Source organism: Methylobacterium sp. GXF4 (genome assembly GCF_000272495.1).
GTDB lineage: Bacteria > Pseudomonadota > Alphaproteobacteria > Rhizobiales > Beijerinckiaceae > Methylobacterium > Methylobacterium brachiatum.
Genome location: NZ_AKFK01000057.1, coordinates 46,165 through 62,073, shown reverse-complemented (window position 1 = coordinate 62,073; position 15,909 = coordinate 46,165). Strand labels below are relative to the sequence as shown.

The 15,909-nt window shown below is 71.8% G+C and carries 12 protein-coding genes; 5 read left to right on the top strand and 7 right to left on the bottom strand.

Features of this window, described 5'->3' with window-relative positions:
* Nucleotides 1-8: 8 nt before the first annotated feature.
* Entirely contained in the window at nucleotides 9-3,287 is a 3,279-nt protein-coding gene (locus WYO_RS13055) for a transglutaminase family protein (RefSeq protein ID WP_007563093.1), read from the bottom strand.
* A 226-nt stretch (nucleotides 3,288-3,513) separates the two neighbouring features.
* Here WYO_RS13055 and WYO_RS13050 point away from each other — a divergent pair, with 226 nt between their 5' ends.
* Nucleotides 3,514-4,698, top strand: a complete 1,185-nt coding sequence (locus tag WYO_RS13050) for a putative zinc-binding peptidase (protein WP_039902888.1) — start codon at nucleotides 3,514-3,516, stop codon at nucleotides 4,696-4,698.
* 11 nt (nucleotides 4,699-4,709) lie between these two features.
* On the opposite strand, the gene WYO_RS29350 is transcribed toward WYO_RS13050, so the two are convergent.
* The 3 genes from WYO_RS29350 to mntR are packed head-to-tail and all read right to left on the bottom strand — an operon-like array spanning nucleotide 4,710 to nucleotide 5,839.
* A complete protein-coding gene (locus WYO_RS29350) occupies nucleotides 4,710-5,069 on the bottom strand; it encodes a DUF6883 domain-containing protein (protein ID WP_007563089.1) in 360 nt (119 codons plus the stop codon).
* On the bottom strand, nucleotides 5,066-5,326 hold the full coding sequence (locus tag WYO_RS13040) for a DUF4926 domain-containing protein (protein ID WP_007563087.1): 261 nt from the start codon (nucleotides 5,324-5,326) through the stop codon (nucleotides 5,066-5,068). The genes WYO_RS29350 and WYO_RS13040 overlap by 4 nt, the downstream gene beginning before the upstream one ends.
* A gap of 51 nt (nucleotides 5,327-5,377) precedes the next feature.
* Nucleotides 5,378-5,839 (bottom strand): manganese-binding transcriptional regulator MntR, encoded by a 462-nt coding sequence (gene mntR, locus WYO_RS13035; RefSeq protein WP_007563085.1) that lies wholly within the window; start codon nucleotides 5,837-5,839, stop codon nucleotides 5,378-5,380.
* A gap of 171 nt (nucleotides 5,840-6,010) precedes the next feature.
* On the opposite strand from mntR, the gene WYO_RS13030 reads away from it, so the two are divergent.
* On the top strand, nucleotides 6,011-7,399 hold the full coding sequence (locus WYO_RS13030) for an Nramp family divalent metal transporter (RefSeq protein WP_007563083.1): 1,389 nt from the start codon (nucleotides 6,011-6,013) through the stop codon (nucleotides 7,397-7,399).
* Nucleotides 7,400-7,532: 133 nt separating this feature from the next.
* The gene (locus WYO_RS13025) at nucleotides 7,533-8,522 is read left to right on the top strand and encodes a DUF808 domain-containing protein (RefSeq protein WP_007563081.1); all 990 of its coding nucleotides are present in this window, start codon (nucleotides 7,533-7,535) and stop codon (nucleotides 8,520-8,522) included.
* 249 nt (nucleotides 8,523-8,771) lie between these two features.
* On the opposite strand, the gene WYO_RS13020 is transcribed toward WYO_RS13025, so the two are convergent.
* The 3 genes from WYO_RS13020 to WYO_RS13010 all read right to left on the bottom strand — a co-directional run bounded on the left by WYO_RS13020 (nucleotide 8,772) and on the right by WYO_RS13010 (nucleotide 12,905).
* Nucleotides 8,772-10,460 (bottom strand): thiamine pyrophosphate-binding protein, encoded by a 1,689-nt coding sequence (locus tag WYO_RS13020; protein ID WP_007563079.1) that lies wholly within the window; start codon nucleotides 10,458-10,460, stop codon nucleotides 8,772-8,774.
* A gap of 143 nt (nucleotides 10,461-10,603) precedes the next feature.
* Nucleotides 10,604-11,797, bottom strand: coding sequence for an NAD(P)/FAD-dependent oxidoreductase (locus WYO_RS13015; protein WP_165486553.1), 1,194 nt, complete (start codon nucleotides 11,795-11,797; stop codon nucleotides 10,604-10,606).
* Between the two features lie 223 nt (nucleotides 11,798-12,020).
* Nucleotides 12,021-12,905 (bottom strand): LysR substrate-binding domain-containing protein, encoded by an 885-nt coding sequence (locus WYO_RS13010; RefSeq protein WP_007563076.1) that lies wholly within the window; start codon nucleotides 12,903-12,905, stop codon nucleotides 12,021-12,023.
* Nucleotides 12,906-13,502: 597 nt separating this feature from the next.
* Here WYO_RS13010 and WYO_RS13005 point away from each other — a divergent pair.
* Together WYO_RS13005 and WYO_RS13000 are read left to right on the top strand one after the other, a co-directional pair.
* Nucleotides 13,503-14,696: an HD domain-containing phosphohydrolase gene (locus WYO_RS13005; protein WP_081496972.1), complete on the top strand. Its 1,194-nt coding sequence runs from the start codon at nucleotides 13,503-13,505 to the stop codon at nucleotides 14,694-14,696.
* Nucleotides 14,697-14,852: 156 nt separating this feature from the next.
* Nucleotides 14,853-15,878 (top strand): histone deacetylase family protein, encoded by a 1,026-nt coding sequence (locus WYO_RS13000; protein ID WP_007563072.1) that lies wholly within the window; start codon nucleotides 14,853-14,855, stop codon nucleotides 15,876-15,878.
* Nucleotides 15,879-15,909: the final 31 nt, after the last annotated feature.

The following is a 15,909-nucleotide window of genomic DNA, read 5'->3' as shown; positions in this document are numbered from 1 at the left end:
GACCCCGGTCATGTCGGGGCCGGCATGCGCAGGTCGAGGGTGAGCGGGAACTCAGCGCTCGCCTCGGCGCGGGGCATCTCGATCCGGCCCGGCGTGTGGCCCAGCGGCTCGAAGCGGGCGAGGCGGCGCCCCTCCGCCTCGTAGGCGTTGACCGGGTGGGTCTCGTAGTTGCGGCCGCCCGGATGGGCGACGTGGTAGCGGCAGCCGCCGAGCGAGCGCCCGCTCCAAGCGTCCAGGATGTCGAAGGTCAGCGGCGAGTGGGCGGGAATCGTCGGGTGCAGCGACGAGGCCGGCTGCCAGGCCTTGAAGCGCAGGCCGGCCACGGCCTCGCCGGCCCGGCCGGTGCCGGTCATGGGCAGCCGGCGCCCGTTGCAGGCGATGACGTGCCGCTCGGGCACGAAGCCCTCGACCTTGACCTGAAGCCGCTCGACCGAGCTGTCGACGAAGCGCACGGTGCCCCCGCTCGTCCCTTCCTCGCCCATCACGTGCCAGGGCTCCAGTGCCTGGCGCAGTTCCATCCGGACCCCGCCCTGCTCGACCACGCCGAAGACCGGGAAGCGGAACTGGGCCTGCGCCTCGAACGCGACCGGGTCGAAAGCGTAGCCTGCCGCCCCGAGATCCTCCAGCACCCCGAGGAAGTCGGCCCAGAGGAAATGCGGCAGCATGAACCGATCGTGGAGCGTCGTGCCCCAGCGGACACATCCGCCGGTCTGCGGCTCGCGCCACAGCCACGCGACCAGGGCCCGCAGCAGCAATTGCTGCGCGAGGCTCATGCGGGCATCCGGCGGCATCTCGAAGGCCCGGAACTCCAGGAGGCCGAGGCGCCCGGTCGGCCCGTCCGGCGAGTACAGCTTGTCGATGCAGATCTCGGCCCGGTGGGTGTTGCCGGTGACATCCACCAGGATGTTGCGGAACACCCGGTCGACCAGCCAGCGCGGGATATTGGGCGCATCGGGGGCCGGGATCTGGGCGAGCGCGATCTCCAGCTCGTAGAGCCCGTCGTGGCGGGCCTCGTCCATCCGCGGGGCCTGGCTGGTCGGGCCGATATAGAGGCCGGAGAACAGGTAGGAGAGCGCCGGGTGGCGCTGCCAGTAGAGCACCAGGCTCTTGAGCAGGTCGGGTCGGCGCAGGAACGGCGAATCGTCCGGCGTGACGCCGCCCATGACCACGTGGTTGCCGCCGCCGGTGCCGGTATGGCGGCCGTCGACCATGAATTTTTCCGCGCCCAGCCGGGTCTGCCGGGCCTCGGCGTAGAGGTCGGTGGTGATCGCCACCGCCTCGCGCCAGGAGGCGGCCGGGTGGACGTTGACCTCGATCACCCCGGGATCGGGTGTGACCTTGATCAGCCCGATGCGCGGATCGTAGGGCGGCTCGTAGCCCTCGATATGGATCGGCAGCTTCAGCGCGGCGGCGGCCGCCTCGAGATGGGCGGCAAGCTCGAGATACTCGTCGGCGCGCTGGGTCGGGGGCATGAACACCCGCACGATCCCGTCCCGGGGCTCGATCGCCAGCGCGGTGCGCACCGCGACGCCGGTGATGCCGGCGCCGTTGACGACGGTCTTGGCTTTCGGGTCGTCGGGGAGGGGGCCGCGGGGCTCCAGCGGGTCCTGCGGCTGGTAATAGGGATAGTGCTCGGGCGGCACGTAGGGCAGGGACGACAGGGGCAGCCGGAAGCCGAGGGGCGAATCGCCCGGCACCAGGAAGGCCTGGCCCCGGCGGAATTCCCATTTCTCCGAGATCCAGACCCGGTCGGCGTCGCCGTCCTTGCCGGTGGGCAGGCTCGCCAGCGGCAGGACGTAGCCCGCCGGCTCGCCGAGGCCGCGGGCGTAGACGCGCCGGATCCGGGCGTCGAACTCCACCGAGCCGGACTTGGCGGCGGCCGGCGTGACGTTGACCGGCAGCTCCGCGGCCTTCTTCTCCCAGAGCTCGCCATCCTCGAAGGCCGGGAAGACGTAGTCGGACAGGCCGAGCCGGCGGGCCAGGGTGTCGGCCAGCGCCTGCGCCTGGGCGATCGTGGCGGTGCCTTCAGACCCCTCGCCCGCTTCCGGGGCGATCAGGGCCGGATCCTTCCAGATCGGCTTGCCGTCCTTGCGCCAGTACAGGGCGAAGGCCCAGCGGGGCAGGCTCTCGCCGGGGTACCACTTGCCCTGGCCGTAATGCAGCAGGCCGCCCGGGCCGAAGCGGTCGCGCAGGCGCCGGATCAGCGTGTCGGCGAGCCGCCGCTTGGTCGGGCCGACGGCGGCGATGTTCCATTCCGGCGCCTCGAAATCGTCCACCGACACGAAGGTCGGCTCGCCGCCCATGGTCAGCCGGACGTCCTGGGCCACGAGGTCGGCGTCGACCCGCTCGCCCAGCGCGTCCATGGCCGACCAGACCGCCTCGGAATAGGGCTTGGTGATCCGCGGCGTCTCGGCGACCCGGGTGATCCGCATCTCGAAGCCGAACTCGGTCTTGGCCGGCTCGGCCACGCCCGAGATCGGCGCGGCCGAGCGGTAATGCGGGGTCGCGGCCAGCGGAATGTGGCCCTCGCCGGTGAGCAGCCCGGAGGTCGCATCCATGCCGATCCAGCCGGCGCCCGGCAGGTAGACCTCGGCCCAGGCGTGCAGGTCGGTGAAGTCGGCCGACGCGCCGGCCGGGCCGTCGACCGCGGTGGTGTCGGGCACGAGCTGGATCAGGTAGCCGGAGACGAACCGGGCCGCGAGCCCGATCCGGCGCAGCACCTGAACGAGCAGCCAGGCCGAATCCCGGCAGGACCCGCTCTTGAGCCGCAGCGTCTCGGCCGGCGTCTGGACCCCCGGCTCCAGGCGCACGCCGTAGGCGATCTCGCGGGCGATCATGCCGTTGAGCGCCACCAGGAACAGGACCGTGCTGGTCTCCTCGGGCAGCCGCGCGAGCAGCGCCTCGATCTCCGGCCCGTCCGCGTCCACGGGCATCAGGTAGGGCGCCAGCTCCTCCGACAGGTCGGGCTCGTACGCGAAGGTGCGGGTCTGCGCGTAATCCTCCACGAAGAAATCGAACGGGTTGATCACCGCCATCTCGGCGGTGAGGTCGACCTCGATCTTCAGCTCGTCGGTCTTCTCCGGGAAGACCAGGCGGGCGAGCCAGTTGCCGCTCGGATCCTGCTGCCAGTTCAGGAAATGGTTGGCGGGCGTCACCGTCAGCGCGTAGGCCGGCACCTTGGTGCGCGCGTGCGGAGCCGGGCGCAGGCGCACCACCTGGGGGCCGAGGCTGATCGGCCGGTCGTAGCGGTAATGCGTGACGTGGTGCAGGGCGGCTTTGATCGACACGATAGCTCCGTCTGAAGGATCGAATGCGGTCTCGTAGCCGGTACCGGGCGCCGCAGCGGGTCGATCGCCAAGCCCCACCGCGTGGTTATGTGCCAAGGATGGGGTCACAAGCAATTTTCGTGCGGCGGCGCCCGCTTCCGGGGATCGCCGCCGACCTTGGCCGGAACTTTGCCGGCCGCCCTCGTTTGACCGGAAGGTGGGCCGGTTGCCGGCCCGGGACGGCGCGATGAAGCTCTTCCAGTGCCAGGCCTGCGACCAGCCGGTCACCTTCGAGGCGACCGCCTGCGAGAGCTGCGCGCGGCAGCTGGGCTATGCCTGCGCGGTGCACGAGGTCTCGGCCCTGGAGCCCGTGGCGCTCTCAAGCCATCCCGCCATGGGCGGCGCCCAGACCTTCCACGCCTACGCGGATCCCGGCCGGCGCTACCGCTACTGCAACAACGCCCTGTCGGGGGCCTGCAACTGGCTGGTGCCGGAGGACAGCCCCGACATCTTCTGCACCGCCTGCCGGCACAACCGGGTGGTGCCGGACCTCTCGCAATCCTGGAACCTCACCCGCTGGCGCCAGATCGAGGCGGCCAAGCGCCGGCTGTTCTACTCGCTGCTGCGCCTCGAACTGCCGCTGGCGACCCGGGCCCAGTACACGGACGGCCTGGCCTTCGACTTCCTGGTCGATCCCTCCGAGACGTTCTCGGCCGGGACGCCGGTGCTCACGGGCCATATCAACGGCCTGATCACCATGAACATCGCCGAGGCCGACGACGTCGAGCGCGAGCGGCGGCGGATCCTGTTCGGCGAGCATTACCGGACCCTGCTCGGCCATTTCCGGCACGAGATCGGGCATTACTTCTGGTACCTGCTGGTGATGAACGGGCCGACCATGGGCGCGTTCCGGGCGCTGTTCGGCGACGAGAGCCTGAACTACGTCCAGGCCCTGCAGGACCATTACGCCCGCGGCGCCCCGGCCGACTGGGAGGATTCCTACGTCTCGGCCTACGCCACCGCCCATCCCTGGGAGGACTTCGCCGAGACCTTCGCGCATTACCTGCACATCGTCGACACGGTGGAGACCGCCTCGACCTTCGAGCTGCACGTGCGCCCGCGCCTGCGCCACGCCAGGCCGGCGCCCACGGTGATCGATTTCGATCCCTACGACACCCAGGACCTCGACCGGCTGATCGAGGCGTGGCTGCCGCTCACCTACGCGATCAACTCCCTGTCCCACAGCATGGGCCAGCCGGCGCTCTACCCGTTCAAGCTGACCCCCACGGTGATCGCCAAGCTCGCCTTCGTGCACGAGCGGATCTACGCCTCCCGCTCCGGCACCCTGCCGGATCCCGGCGAGGCAGGCGCCGAGATGCTCCGCGCGGTGATCCTGGGACTGCGCCAGAAGGTGGCGGCGCCGACGGTGTGAGTGGCGGACGGTCAGGGTCGGGGCCGCGGAAGCGGCTTCAGGGTTATGAACCGTGCTGTCCGGGACGGATCGGCATCATCGACCTGCCAGACGGTTCTGACCTGCGGATCCAAGCCACCGCGGGCGGCCAGGGGGCCCTCGAAGTAAAGCTTGGTGGCCCGATATCCGGGCACGAACCCGCGGAAATGCGGCTGCCGCGCAGGGTCGAGCAACGCATCGATCAGGGCGTCCGGATCACCCGGCGTAAATCCGAACGCGGCGAGGAACCGGCAGTTCGCGGCGCCGTCCCGGTGGCTCGGATTGAGCAGATAGGCGGAGACCTTGGCTGGGGCGACGTGAAAGCGGGACGGCCAAGCGTCCGGGTCGGTCACACGACCGCTCGCTCGACGAGGCACACGGTGTCGGCCTCGACCGTCGCCAGCGTGTCGACCGGCTCCGTGAATTCGACCTCGAAGGCCTCGCCGTCCGCATAGATCGCTACGACGGTACCGGTCGTACCGGCCGGAACCGTCACGTCGTCGTCGCCCGAGACCGCCCGCAGAATCCGGACACGGTCGAGTTCCCGGACGGGCTCGGAACCGAGTCCGCCGACAGGCGGCAGGGACGACTTCGGACGAGGCGCACGCATCACGCGGAAGATACGCCGTCCCGCATCGGACGCAATGCGCCCGGACGCCGATCAGGTCTCCTGCCGCCCCTCCACGAAGGCGCGGAACGCCGCCAGGGTCTCGGCGCTGACATGGTGCTCGATCCCCTCGGCATCGCGCCGGGCGGTCTCGGGGCTGACCCCCAGGGTGCACAGGAAGCGCTCCACGATGCGGTGGCGTTCGCGCGCCTGGCTGGCGAGCCGGCGGCCGGCCTCGGTCAGGAACACGCCGCGATAGGGCCGCTGCTGGACGAAGCCGTCCTCGCACAGCCGCTTGAGCATCTTGGCGACCGTGGGCTGGGCCACGCCGAGGCGGGCGGCGATATCGACCTGGCGCGCCTCGCCGCCGTCGCCGATCAGGTCGTCGATCAGCTCGACGTAATCCTCGACGAGTTCGGAGCGCCGCGCCTCGCGGGCCTGGCGGAAGCTCTCCACATGCCGCTCGGGATCGACCAGCACGGTCTCGGGGGCAATCGGCTCGGACGGTTCCTGCATCGGCTCTCCCTCTCGCCGCCCCCCGGCGCCGCCCGACCCCTGTCTAGCAAAGTCCGCCCCGGAGAGGGGAGTCCCGCGACGCGATCGCGGCCCCCCATAAATGCCCCCTTGAAACCCGCGGCCGATCCCCTGAATATAGCCCAAGCTATATCTTTGAGAAAAGGGTGAGGCATGGCAACGCCGGACGCGGCGACGGTCCCGGGGGGCCAGATGCCCCGGGGATCTGCGCCCCAGGGACCTGTGCCTGAGGGAACGGCACCGGATGGCCCCGCGCTCGGCAGGATGAGCCGGCGCACGGAGCAGGCGATCCGCGACACGCTCGACGGGCGGTCGGGCGGACGCGGCCGGTTCCTGCTGTTCGTGGGTCCCGCCGTGACGGCGTCGATCGCCTACATGGACCCCGGCAACTTCGCCACCAACATCCAGGCCGGCGCGCGCTACGGCTACGGCCTGCTCTGGGTGGTGCTGCTCGCCAACTTCACCGCGATGCTGTTCCAGGCGCTCTCGGCCAAGCTCGGGATCGTCACGGGCAAGAACCTCGCCGAGCATTGCCGCGACGCGACGCCGTTGCCGGTGCGGCTCGGCCTGTGGAGCATCAGCGAGGTCGCCGCCATGGCCACCGACCTCGCGGAATTCCTCGGCGGCGCGATCGGTCTGTCGCTGCTCACCGGCATGCCGCTGATGGCCGGCATGGCGATCACCGCCATCGTCACCTACGCGATCCTGCTCCTGGAGCACGAGGGCTTCCGGCCGCTGGAGATCGCGATCGGCGTCATGGTCGGCACGATCGGCCTCTGCTACGCGGTCGAGCTCGTGATCGCCCCGGTGGATTGGGCGGACGCCGCCAAGGGCCTCGTCACCCCGAGGATCCCGGACGCCCAGGCCCTGACCATCGCGGTCGGGATCATCGGCGCCACCGTGATGCCGCACGCGCTGTTCCTGCATTCGGGGCTGACCCAGGGGCGGGGCAGCCCCCGGACCGACGCCGACCGGCGCCTGCTGGTCCGCTACTCGAACCGCGAGGTGGTGGTGGCGCTGCTGCTGGCCGGCCTGGTCAACATGGCGATGGTGATCATGGCGGCGGCCGCCTTCCATGCCGGCCACAGCGAGGTCGCCGAGATCGAGCAGGCCTACCGCACCCTGACGCCGCTGCTCGGGCCGGCGGCCGGGGCCGCCTTCCTGGTGTCGCTGCTCGCCTCGGGGATCTCCTCCTCGGTGGTGGGGACGCTCGCCGGGCAGATGGTGATGCAGGGCTTCACCGGCTGGCGCATCCCGCTCATCGTCCGCCGGCTGGTGACCATGCTGCCGGCCTTCGTGGTGGTGGCGATCGGCGTCGACCCGACCCGGGCGCTGGTCCTGTCCCAGGTGGTGCTGTCGCTCGCCCTGCCGGTGCCGATGGTCGCGCTGGTGGTGTTCACCCGCCGCCGCAGCGTGATGGGGGCCTTCGCCAACGGCCCGCTCACCCAGATCGCCTCCGTGGCCGGGGCAGCCGTCGTGCTCGGCCTCAACATGGTGCTGCTGGCCGCCGCCTTCGGCCTGCCGGTCCCGGGGCTGGAGTGAGCCTTTCCGCGCGGGCATCGCGCCCATCCGGGCGGACGATTCCGGCTGTACCGCCGCCGCGATCGTCCGCGAGGGATCAAATTCGGTCGCGGATCGTCTGTCTGGCGGACTTACCGTGGACGAGGAACGACCTGTGAGCGTTGGATTGATCGCCCTCCTGGACGATGTCGCGTTCATGGTCAGGGGGGCGGCCGCGTCCCTCGACGACGTCGCGGGTCAAGCCGCCAAGGCCGGAACGAAGGCGGCCGGCGTCGTCATCGACGATGCCGCGGTCACGCCGCGCTACGTCGTCGGCTTCGCGGCGGCGCGCGAGCTGCCGATCGTCGGCAAGATCGCCCTGGGGTCGCTGAAGAACAAGCTCCTGTTCCTGTTGCCGGGCGCGCTGGCGCTCAGCGCCTTCGCACCCTGGGCGATCACCCCGCTCCTGATGCTGGGCGGCGCCTACCTCTGCTACGAGGGCGCCGAGAAGGTCTACGAGGCTCTCTTTCCCCATCGCGCGCACGGGCATGAGGCGGAGGGCCAGGGCGACACGGGGAGCGATCAGGCCCGGGAAGACAGCCGCGTCGCGAGTGCCATCAAGACCGACTTCATCCTCTCGGCCGAGATCATGGCCATCACCCTGGCCGCCTTGCCGGAGGGCAGCTTCTGGATGCGGGCGGCTGTGCTCGCCATCGTCGCCCTGGGCATCACCGCGGGCGTCTACGGCGCGGTCGCGCTCATCGTGAAGGCCGACGATGCGGGCCTCGCCCTCGCCCGCAGCCAAGCGGGGCCGCCGCTCGGAAGCCTCATCCGCGGTCTCGGGCGCGGCGTGGTCAAAGGCATGCCGATCCTGCTCAAGCTCCTGGCCATCGTCGGAACGGCCGCGATGATCTGGGTCGGCGGCGGGATCCTGATGCACGGGCTGGAAACGTACGGCCTGTCGGGGCCGGCACACGTGTCGCACGAAGCCGCCGTGAGCGCGGCTTCCTACGTCCCGTTTGCCAAGGGCTTGGTCGCGTGGCTGGTCACCGCGATGGCGTCGGGCCTGATCGGGCTGGCGGTCGGCGGTCTGCTGATCCCGCTGACGGGCGTCGTCCTGGCGCCGGCCTGGCGGAGCCTGTCCGGCCTGTGGCGGCGCGCCTGAAGCGAGGCCGGCCGCCCGCAGGAGACATGGCGCGGCGATCGCCTGTCCGCCTCGTCGCCAAGCGACGCGGCATCCGCGTCGAAGCGTCGTCTCGCCCCTTTCCGGCGGTGGACGCATCGGGCACCGCGAGGACGCACACGGCCGGGCTCGCGCGGAAACGCATGGCCCGGTGAAGCCCGGCGCGCCCAGGCCGGGCCTCGCCTGGCGTGACGGACGGACAAGCGCGGCGCCCTTCGGCGACGCCCCGGGTCAGCTCGCCCGGACCACCACCTCCACGAGGTTGGCACCGCCGGACCGGATCCCGGCCTCGATCGCCGGGGCGATGTCGGCGGCCCGGGTCACTCGCCGGGACGGCACCCCCATGGAGGTGGCGAGCGCCAGGTAGTCGACCCGCGGGTCGGTGAGATCCATGGCGATGAAGCGGTTGGCCCGCACCGAGGCGTAGTGCGCCTGGCCCTTCATGAAGTTCTTCAGGATGTTGTACTCGGCGTTGTTGATCACCACGAAGGTGACCGGCAGCTTCTCGTGCGCGGCGGTCCAGAGCGCCTGGGGCGAGTACATCGCGGCCCCGTCGCCGACGACGCAGACCACCGGCGCCCGGTCGATGCCGAGGGAGAAGCCGACCGCCGCCGGCATGCCCCAGCCGAGCACGCCGCCGCGCATCGCCGCGTATTGGTGGGTGGAGGCGCTGTCGAGGAAGGTCCGCAGATGGGTCAGCGTCGCGGGCGCCTCGTCGATGATCGTCGTCTCGGCACCCACCGCCCGGGCCACCTCACGGGCCGCGACCAGCGGCGCGATCACCGGATCCTCGAAGGCGGCGTCGGCCGCGGCGGCGAGCTTGGCCCGCCGCTCGGTCCGGGCCGTCTCCGCCCGCGCGCGCAGCTCCGCGAAGGCGGCGGCGCGATCGGCCACGCGGGGGGCCAGCAGCGGCAGCAGCGCGTCCAGGGAGGCGCGGATGTCGCCCACCGTCGACAGGCTGGTGGCGTAGGTGCGCCCGAGGTCGCGGACGTCGGCCGAGAGCTGGAACACCTGCGTCCCCGGCGGCACCGCCGAGACCTCCGAGTAGAGCACGGTGATCAGCGACTTGCCGCCCAGCGCGAAGACCGCGTCGTAGCGCCCGAGGATGTCGGCGATGGCGTCGGCCCGGGTCGGCAGGTTGCCGGCCCAGAGCGGGTGGGCGGTGGGGAAGGGGATGTGGGCCGGCCAGGACGAGCCGTAGACCGGCGCCGACAGCAGGTCGGCCAGCGCCACCGCCTGTGCGGAGGCGTCCGAGGCGTCGATCTCGTCGCCGGCGATCAGGGCCAGGCGGCCGGGCGCGATGGCGGCGAGCTTCTCGGCCAGCCTGTCGAGGGAGCCCGCCACCGCCCGCTGGTCGATGGTCGAGGTCTCGCCCGCCGGCACGGCGGTCTTCGCCTCCATGACGTCCATCGGCAGGGACAGGAAGACCGGGCCGGACGGGGCGGCGGCGCAATCGTGGAAGGCGCGGCGCAGGAGCACCGGGATCTGGTCCGGGCTGGTGACCTCGCGCGCCCACTTCACCACCGGGTCGGCGATGGCGACGAGGTCGCCCATCAGCAGCGGGTCGGAGAGGGCGTGGCGCAGGTCCTGCTGGCCGGCCGTGACCACCAGCGGCGTGCCGCTGACCTGCGAGTTCCACAGGGCGCCCATCCCGTGGCCGAGGCCGCCGGCGGTGTGCAGGTTGAGGAAGGCCGGCCGGCGCGCGCCCTGCGCGTAGCCGTCGGCCATCGCCACCACGGTGGCCTCCTGCAGGGCGAGGATGTAGCCGATGTCCTGCGCCTCGGTGAGCGCGTCGATCAGCGGTAATTCGGTGGTGCCGGGATTGCCGAAGATGTAGCGCACGCCCTCCGAGCGCAGCACATCCAGCAGCAGTTCGGCGCCCCTGCGGCTCCCGGCGGCGTCCACGGTCTCGATCGGCATGCGCAACCCTCCTCCGCCCCCCGGCGGAATCAGCGCGACGCTACCCCATGGCCGCGCCGCGACGAAGAGCCGGGGCGCGGGATCGGGTTTCCGAAGGACGAGCCCTTCGGCGGGTTGTCAGGGCGGAGCCCCGACGAAGCCGGTTACAGTCCGATCGGCAGGAGGCCGGGCGCCAGAGCCGCGGCGGCCCTGGGTCCGTCCTTCGCCATGCGGATCGCCGTGCGGGCGAGCCGGTTGCGCAGGCGCCGGGCCCGCCAGAGCGCGCCCGTCTCCACGGCGAGGCCGCGGGCGTAGACGCTGGCGCGCAGGCTGCGCGCGTCGCAGGCCTGCTTGATCGGGTCGGCATAGAAGGCCGCGATCTTCTCGCGGCCCATGCCGGGGCTGGCGAGCCAGGCCGGCACATGGACCCGGGCGAGCCGGTCGGCATCGGTCAGCAGCTTGCCGATCCCGGTGCCGGGGATCGGGCAGGCGGTCTGGAAGGCGTCGCCGATCAGCACCAGCCCGTCCCGCTCCACCCCCTCGGCCCGGGCGAGGTCGATCGGCCGGATCTCGAGGGGCCCGGCCACGGACAGGTCCGGGCAATGCTGCGCCAGACGGGGCATCATCGCCCGCAGGGTCGCCTCCGGGTCCCGGCGCAGGGACGCGACCCAGGGCTCGCCGGGGTCGCGGTAGCAGAACAGGTTCGCCCGCATCACGTCCCCGATCGGGAACAGGGTCAGGTAGGCGTCGCGCGCGCCGAACCCTTCGGCGAAGTAGGTCATGGCCGGGAACGGGAAGTCGCCCCGGGGCGCCGCCATGTCGAAGCCGACCGCCAGGGAATGGCGCGGGCTCAGCGCCCGCTTGGTGATGCCGGCCTTGGCCAGCAGCGCGTGGCCCAACCCGGTGGCGAGCACGACGAGGCGTGCCTCGATCCGGCGCCCGTCGCTCAAGGTGAGCGCCTGGCGCTCGGGTCCGAGCTCCAGGTCGGCGACCCGGCCGGGGATCAGCAATCCCTCCGGCAGGGCTTCCCGGGCGGCCCCGACCAGCACGGGGTAATGCGCGCCCCATTCGCGGGCGGCCTCCCGGTAGGCGAGGCGTCCGTAGCGGACCACGGCGACCTCCTCGGTCGCCGTCGTGCAGGCGGCGAGCGCCCGGCCGAACCCGAGGCCCTCGAACAGGGCCATCTGGTCGGCCCCGAATTTCTCCGCCCGGAAATCCCGGCGCGCCGCGCCGCGTTCGGCCTGGGCGTCGATCAGCGCGACCCGGGTCCCGGCGCGGGCGAGCGCCCCGGCCAGGCAGCTCCCGGCCAGCCCGGCCCCGATCACGGCCACGTCGTAGCTGTCCGCCCCGCTGCCCATCGCTATCATCTGTGAAGTTGTCCCGTCCGCGACGTCAGGATCTCAACGCGCGAAAACGCAGACATGCCAGCGATCATGGTTTCCGTAAAGCACGTACGTAATTTTCCAGCGCCCGGAGACGGAGATCTACATGACCGCGTCGGCAACCGCGGGCGACCTCATCTTCTGATTGTAGTCCCGCACCTTATACCAATCTCTCGGCCGCCTCCGATCTGCCCTGCGCTTACGCGCGCAGCTGCGCCACGAAGGCGCGCATGAACGGCGGCAGGCCGTCGAGGTCGCGCAGGCACAGGGTCAGGTCGCGCCGCGCCCAGGCATCGGAGAGGGGCACCACCGCGATGGCGAGGCCCTGCGCTGCGCGTGCGGCCGCGCTCTCGGGGAGCACCGCGAGCCCGACCCGGGCCTCGACCAGGCGGCAGACGGCGTCGAAGCCGCGCAACTGCACCCGCAGGCGCATCGGCCGCCCCTCCCGCACCGCCTGGGCGACCAGGAACCGGCTGATCGCGCTGCGCCGGTCGAGGCCGACGAGGTCGTGGCCGAGCACCTCGGCGAAGGCGATGTCGGCGCGCGCCGCCAGGGGATGGTCCCGGGCCGCCACCAGCACGAACCGGTCCTCCCGGAACGGGAAGGTCTGGAGCGAGCCGGTATCGACCGTGCCCGACAGGATGCCGAGATCGGCCGCGCCCTCGGCCACCAGCCCGACGATCTCCTCGGAGGTGCGCTCCTCGATCTCGACCCCGATCCCGGGATGGGTGGCCAGGAAGGCGGAGAGCGCGTCGGGCAGGAACTCGGTCAGCGCGTTGGTGTTCGCCAGGACCCGGATCTGCCCGACCGCGCCGCCCGAGAACACCGCCATCTCCTCGCGCAGGCGCTCGACGCACGCCAGCACCTCCCGGGCATGGGCCAGGAGCGTGCGCCCGGCCGGGGTCGGGCTGACGCCCTGCCGCCCCCGGGTCAGGAGGGCGGCGCCGAGGGAGTCCTCCATCAGCCGGATCCGCGTCGAGGCCGCCGCCAGGGCGAGGTTCGCCCGCGCGGCCCCGTGGGTGATCGAGCCAGCCTCGACCACGTGCCGGAACAGGCCGAGATCGACGAGATCGAACCGCATCATCGCCGGAGGCCTCTCCCGGGCATCGCATCGCCCGGACCATCCATCCCGCGGCGACAGTGCGGGACGGTATCGCCGCCCGGCCGGCCTGTCAGCGCCCCGCGGCAGGCGCGGCGTCCGGAGCGGACCCGCAGCACGGCAGGCGACGGCGCCGGCGCCGAACCGGCAACGTCAATATCGAAGCTCAAACACCTTAATAGCCGATCGATATCATCCGTAATCGCACAACCATGATCCGGACATACAAGCTTTACCGGGAATGCATGACATTTATGCCGAACAACTCGATCTCTATGTCTAGCGTATAGTGAAAAACATCCCCACAGGCGAGCCGGAGATCATTTACTCCCCTTTAACGTGCAATATTCCAAATGTATCGCATAGCCGGCGAGACCTTCCACATCGAGGACGGCAACTTCACCCGCGATCGTCACCGGATCGGACCATGACCGCTCTCAGCCCTCTGGATCCGTCTTCGGACCCCCGCCGCTGCCGGCGCCCGCAGGCTCGCGTGATCGCGGCCCCGGCGGCCGGCGCAGCCTCGACCCTCTGCCCTTCCCGCGCCGGGCACGGGCCCGCGGAGCGAGACGACACGCCATGATGGACGCGCTCCTGGTTGACGACAGCGCGACCATGCGCCTGCGGCTGCGGCAGATGCTGGAGGCCAAGCCCGACGTCAGCGTCACCGACTATGCCGACCCGGCCGCGGCCCTCGTCGAGGCACAGATGCGCGCCTTCGATCTCGTGCTGGTCGATTACCACATGCCGACGATGGACGGGATCGCGTTCATCCAGCAGATGCGCACCATCCCGCATTACGCCCAGGTGCCCATCGCGATGGTCACCAGCGACATCTCCGACGCGGTGCGGCTCGCCGCCCTGGAGGCGGGGGCGACCGACTTCCTCGACAAGTCCATGCGGGGCGTCGAGCAGACCGTGCGGCTGCGCAACCTGATCCGCCTCGCCAAGGCGGTGCGGCGGCTGGCCGAGCAGGCCGCCTGGCTCGACGGCGAGGTCGAGGCCGCCCTGCGGCACATGCGCGAGCGGGAGGAGGAGATCATCTTCCGCCTGTCGCTGGCGGTCGAGTACCGCGACAACGACACCGGCGACCACACCTGGCGGGTGGCCCGCTACAGCCAGATCGTGGCCGAGGCGCTCGGCCTGCCGGCGGAGGTCTGCCGCAACCTGTACCTCGCCGCGCCGCTGCACGATGTCGGCAAGGTGGCGATCCCGGACGGCATCCTGCTGAAGCCCGGCCGGCTCGACCCGGACGAGTTCGCCCTGATCAAGACGCACGCGACCATCGGCCAGCGCATCCTGGGCGGCAGCACCTCCGAGCTGATCCGGCTGGCCGCCGAGATCGCCGAGGCGCATCACGAGAAATGGGACGGGAGCGGCTATCCGAAGGGCCTCGCCGGCCCCCAGATCCCGCTCTCCGCCCGGATCGTCGCGGTGGCGGACGTGTTCGACGCCCTGACCACGCAGCGGCCCTACAAGGAGGCGATGCCGTTCGAGGCGGCCCTGGACTGCATCCGGGCCGATAGCGGACGCCATTTCGATCCGGCCTGCGTCGAGGCCTTCTGCGCGCGCTGGCCGGACATCCGCGTGGCCGGCGGCCAGGAGCGGGCTGCCGGCCGCCGGGGCGCCCACGCCGTCACCGAGCCCTGGGCTCGGGTGCCGACCCTGCTGCGCGAGATCGCCTCCGAGACGCCCGTCCTCGCGGGCCGGTTCGCCGACGGCCCCAACCCCCGCCCCGCCCGGGAGGAAGCCCCCGCCCTCCGGCGCCACGGGTGAGAGCGCGGGCGCGGTTGCTGCGCAGGGCTCATCCGTGAAAATCTCGGATTCGAAAGGTCCGAGAGATTTTGCGGGCCCAGCCCTTTGGGAACCCGGACTTCAAGCCGCGATCCGAAGGCGGGTGACGCGCGGCGCCGGGGCGCCTAACCTGCGCCCATGCGCGTCTTCCACACCGCCGCCTCGGCCCGGCACGATCCCGAACTGTACCTGCGGCGGGGTACGCCGATCCCGCATCCCGAGCAGGCCTCCCGCTACGCCATCCTGCACGCGGCGGCCCGGGACGGCGGCCACGCCCTCGCGGAGCCCGCCGATCGCGGCCTCGACCCGATCCGGGCGGTGCACGATGCCGGCTACGTCGCGTTCCTGGCCGAGGCCTGGACCCGCCGGGCGGAGATCCGGGGCCTCGCCGACGAGATCCTCACCGGCAGCTTCGCCCGGCCGCAGATGCACCGGACGCCCGCCAGCCTGCTCGGGCGCGTCGGCCTCTACACCGCCGACACCTCGACCCCGATCCGGGCCGGCACCTGGGCGGCGGTCTACGGCGCGGCGCAATGCGCCGTCGCGGCCGCCGACGCCGCGCTGGAGGCCGGCCACGCTTATGCCCTGTGCCGGCCGCCGGGCCATCACGCCTACGCGGATTCGGCGGGCGGCTTCTGCTTCCTCAACAACAGCGGGATCGCGGCGCGGCGGATGCTGGCCTCTGCCGGCGGCCCCGTGGCGATCCTCGACATCGACGTGCATCACGGCAACGGCACGCAGGGCATCTTCTACGCCAGCGGGGACGTGCTCACGGTCTCGGTCCACGCCGACCCGTCGGACTACTTCCCGTTCTATGCCGGCTATGCCGACGAGACCGGGGCGGGGGCCGGCGCCGGCCTCAACCGCAACCTGCCGCTGCCGCCGGGCTCCGGCGACGGCCCGTGGCTCGCGGCCGTGGAGGCCGGGCTCGCCGCGATCGCGGCGCTCAAGCCCCGGGGGCTGGTGGTGGCTCTGGGCCTCGACGCCGCCGCGGACGACCCGATCGGCGTGCTCACGGTGACCCAAGCGGGCTTCGCCGCCGCGGCCCAGCGGATCGCGCGGGCCGGGCTGCCCACCGCGCTCGTCCAGGAGGGCGGGTACCTCTGCCCCGCCCTGCCGGAGAACCTGACGGCCTTCCTGGCAGCGTTCGACGCGGCACGCTGAGCCGGGCTCGATGCGCCGCGACGGTGTCGAC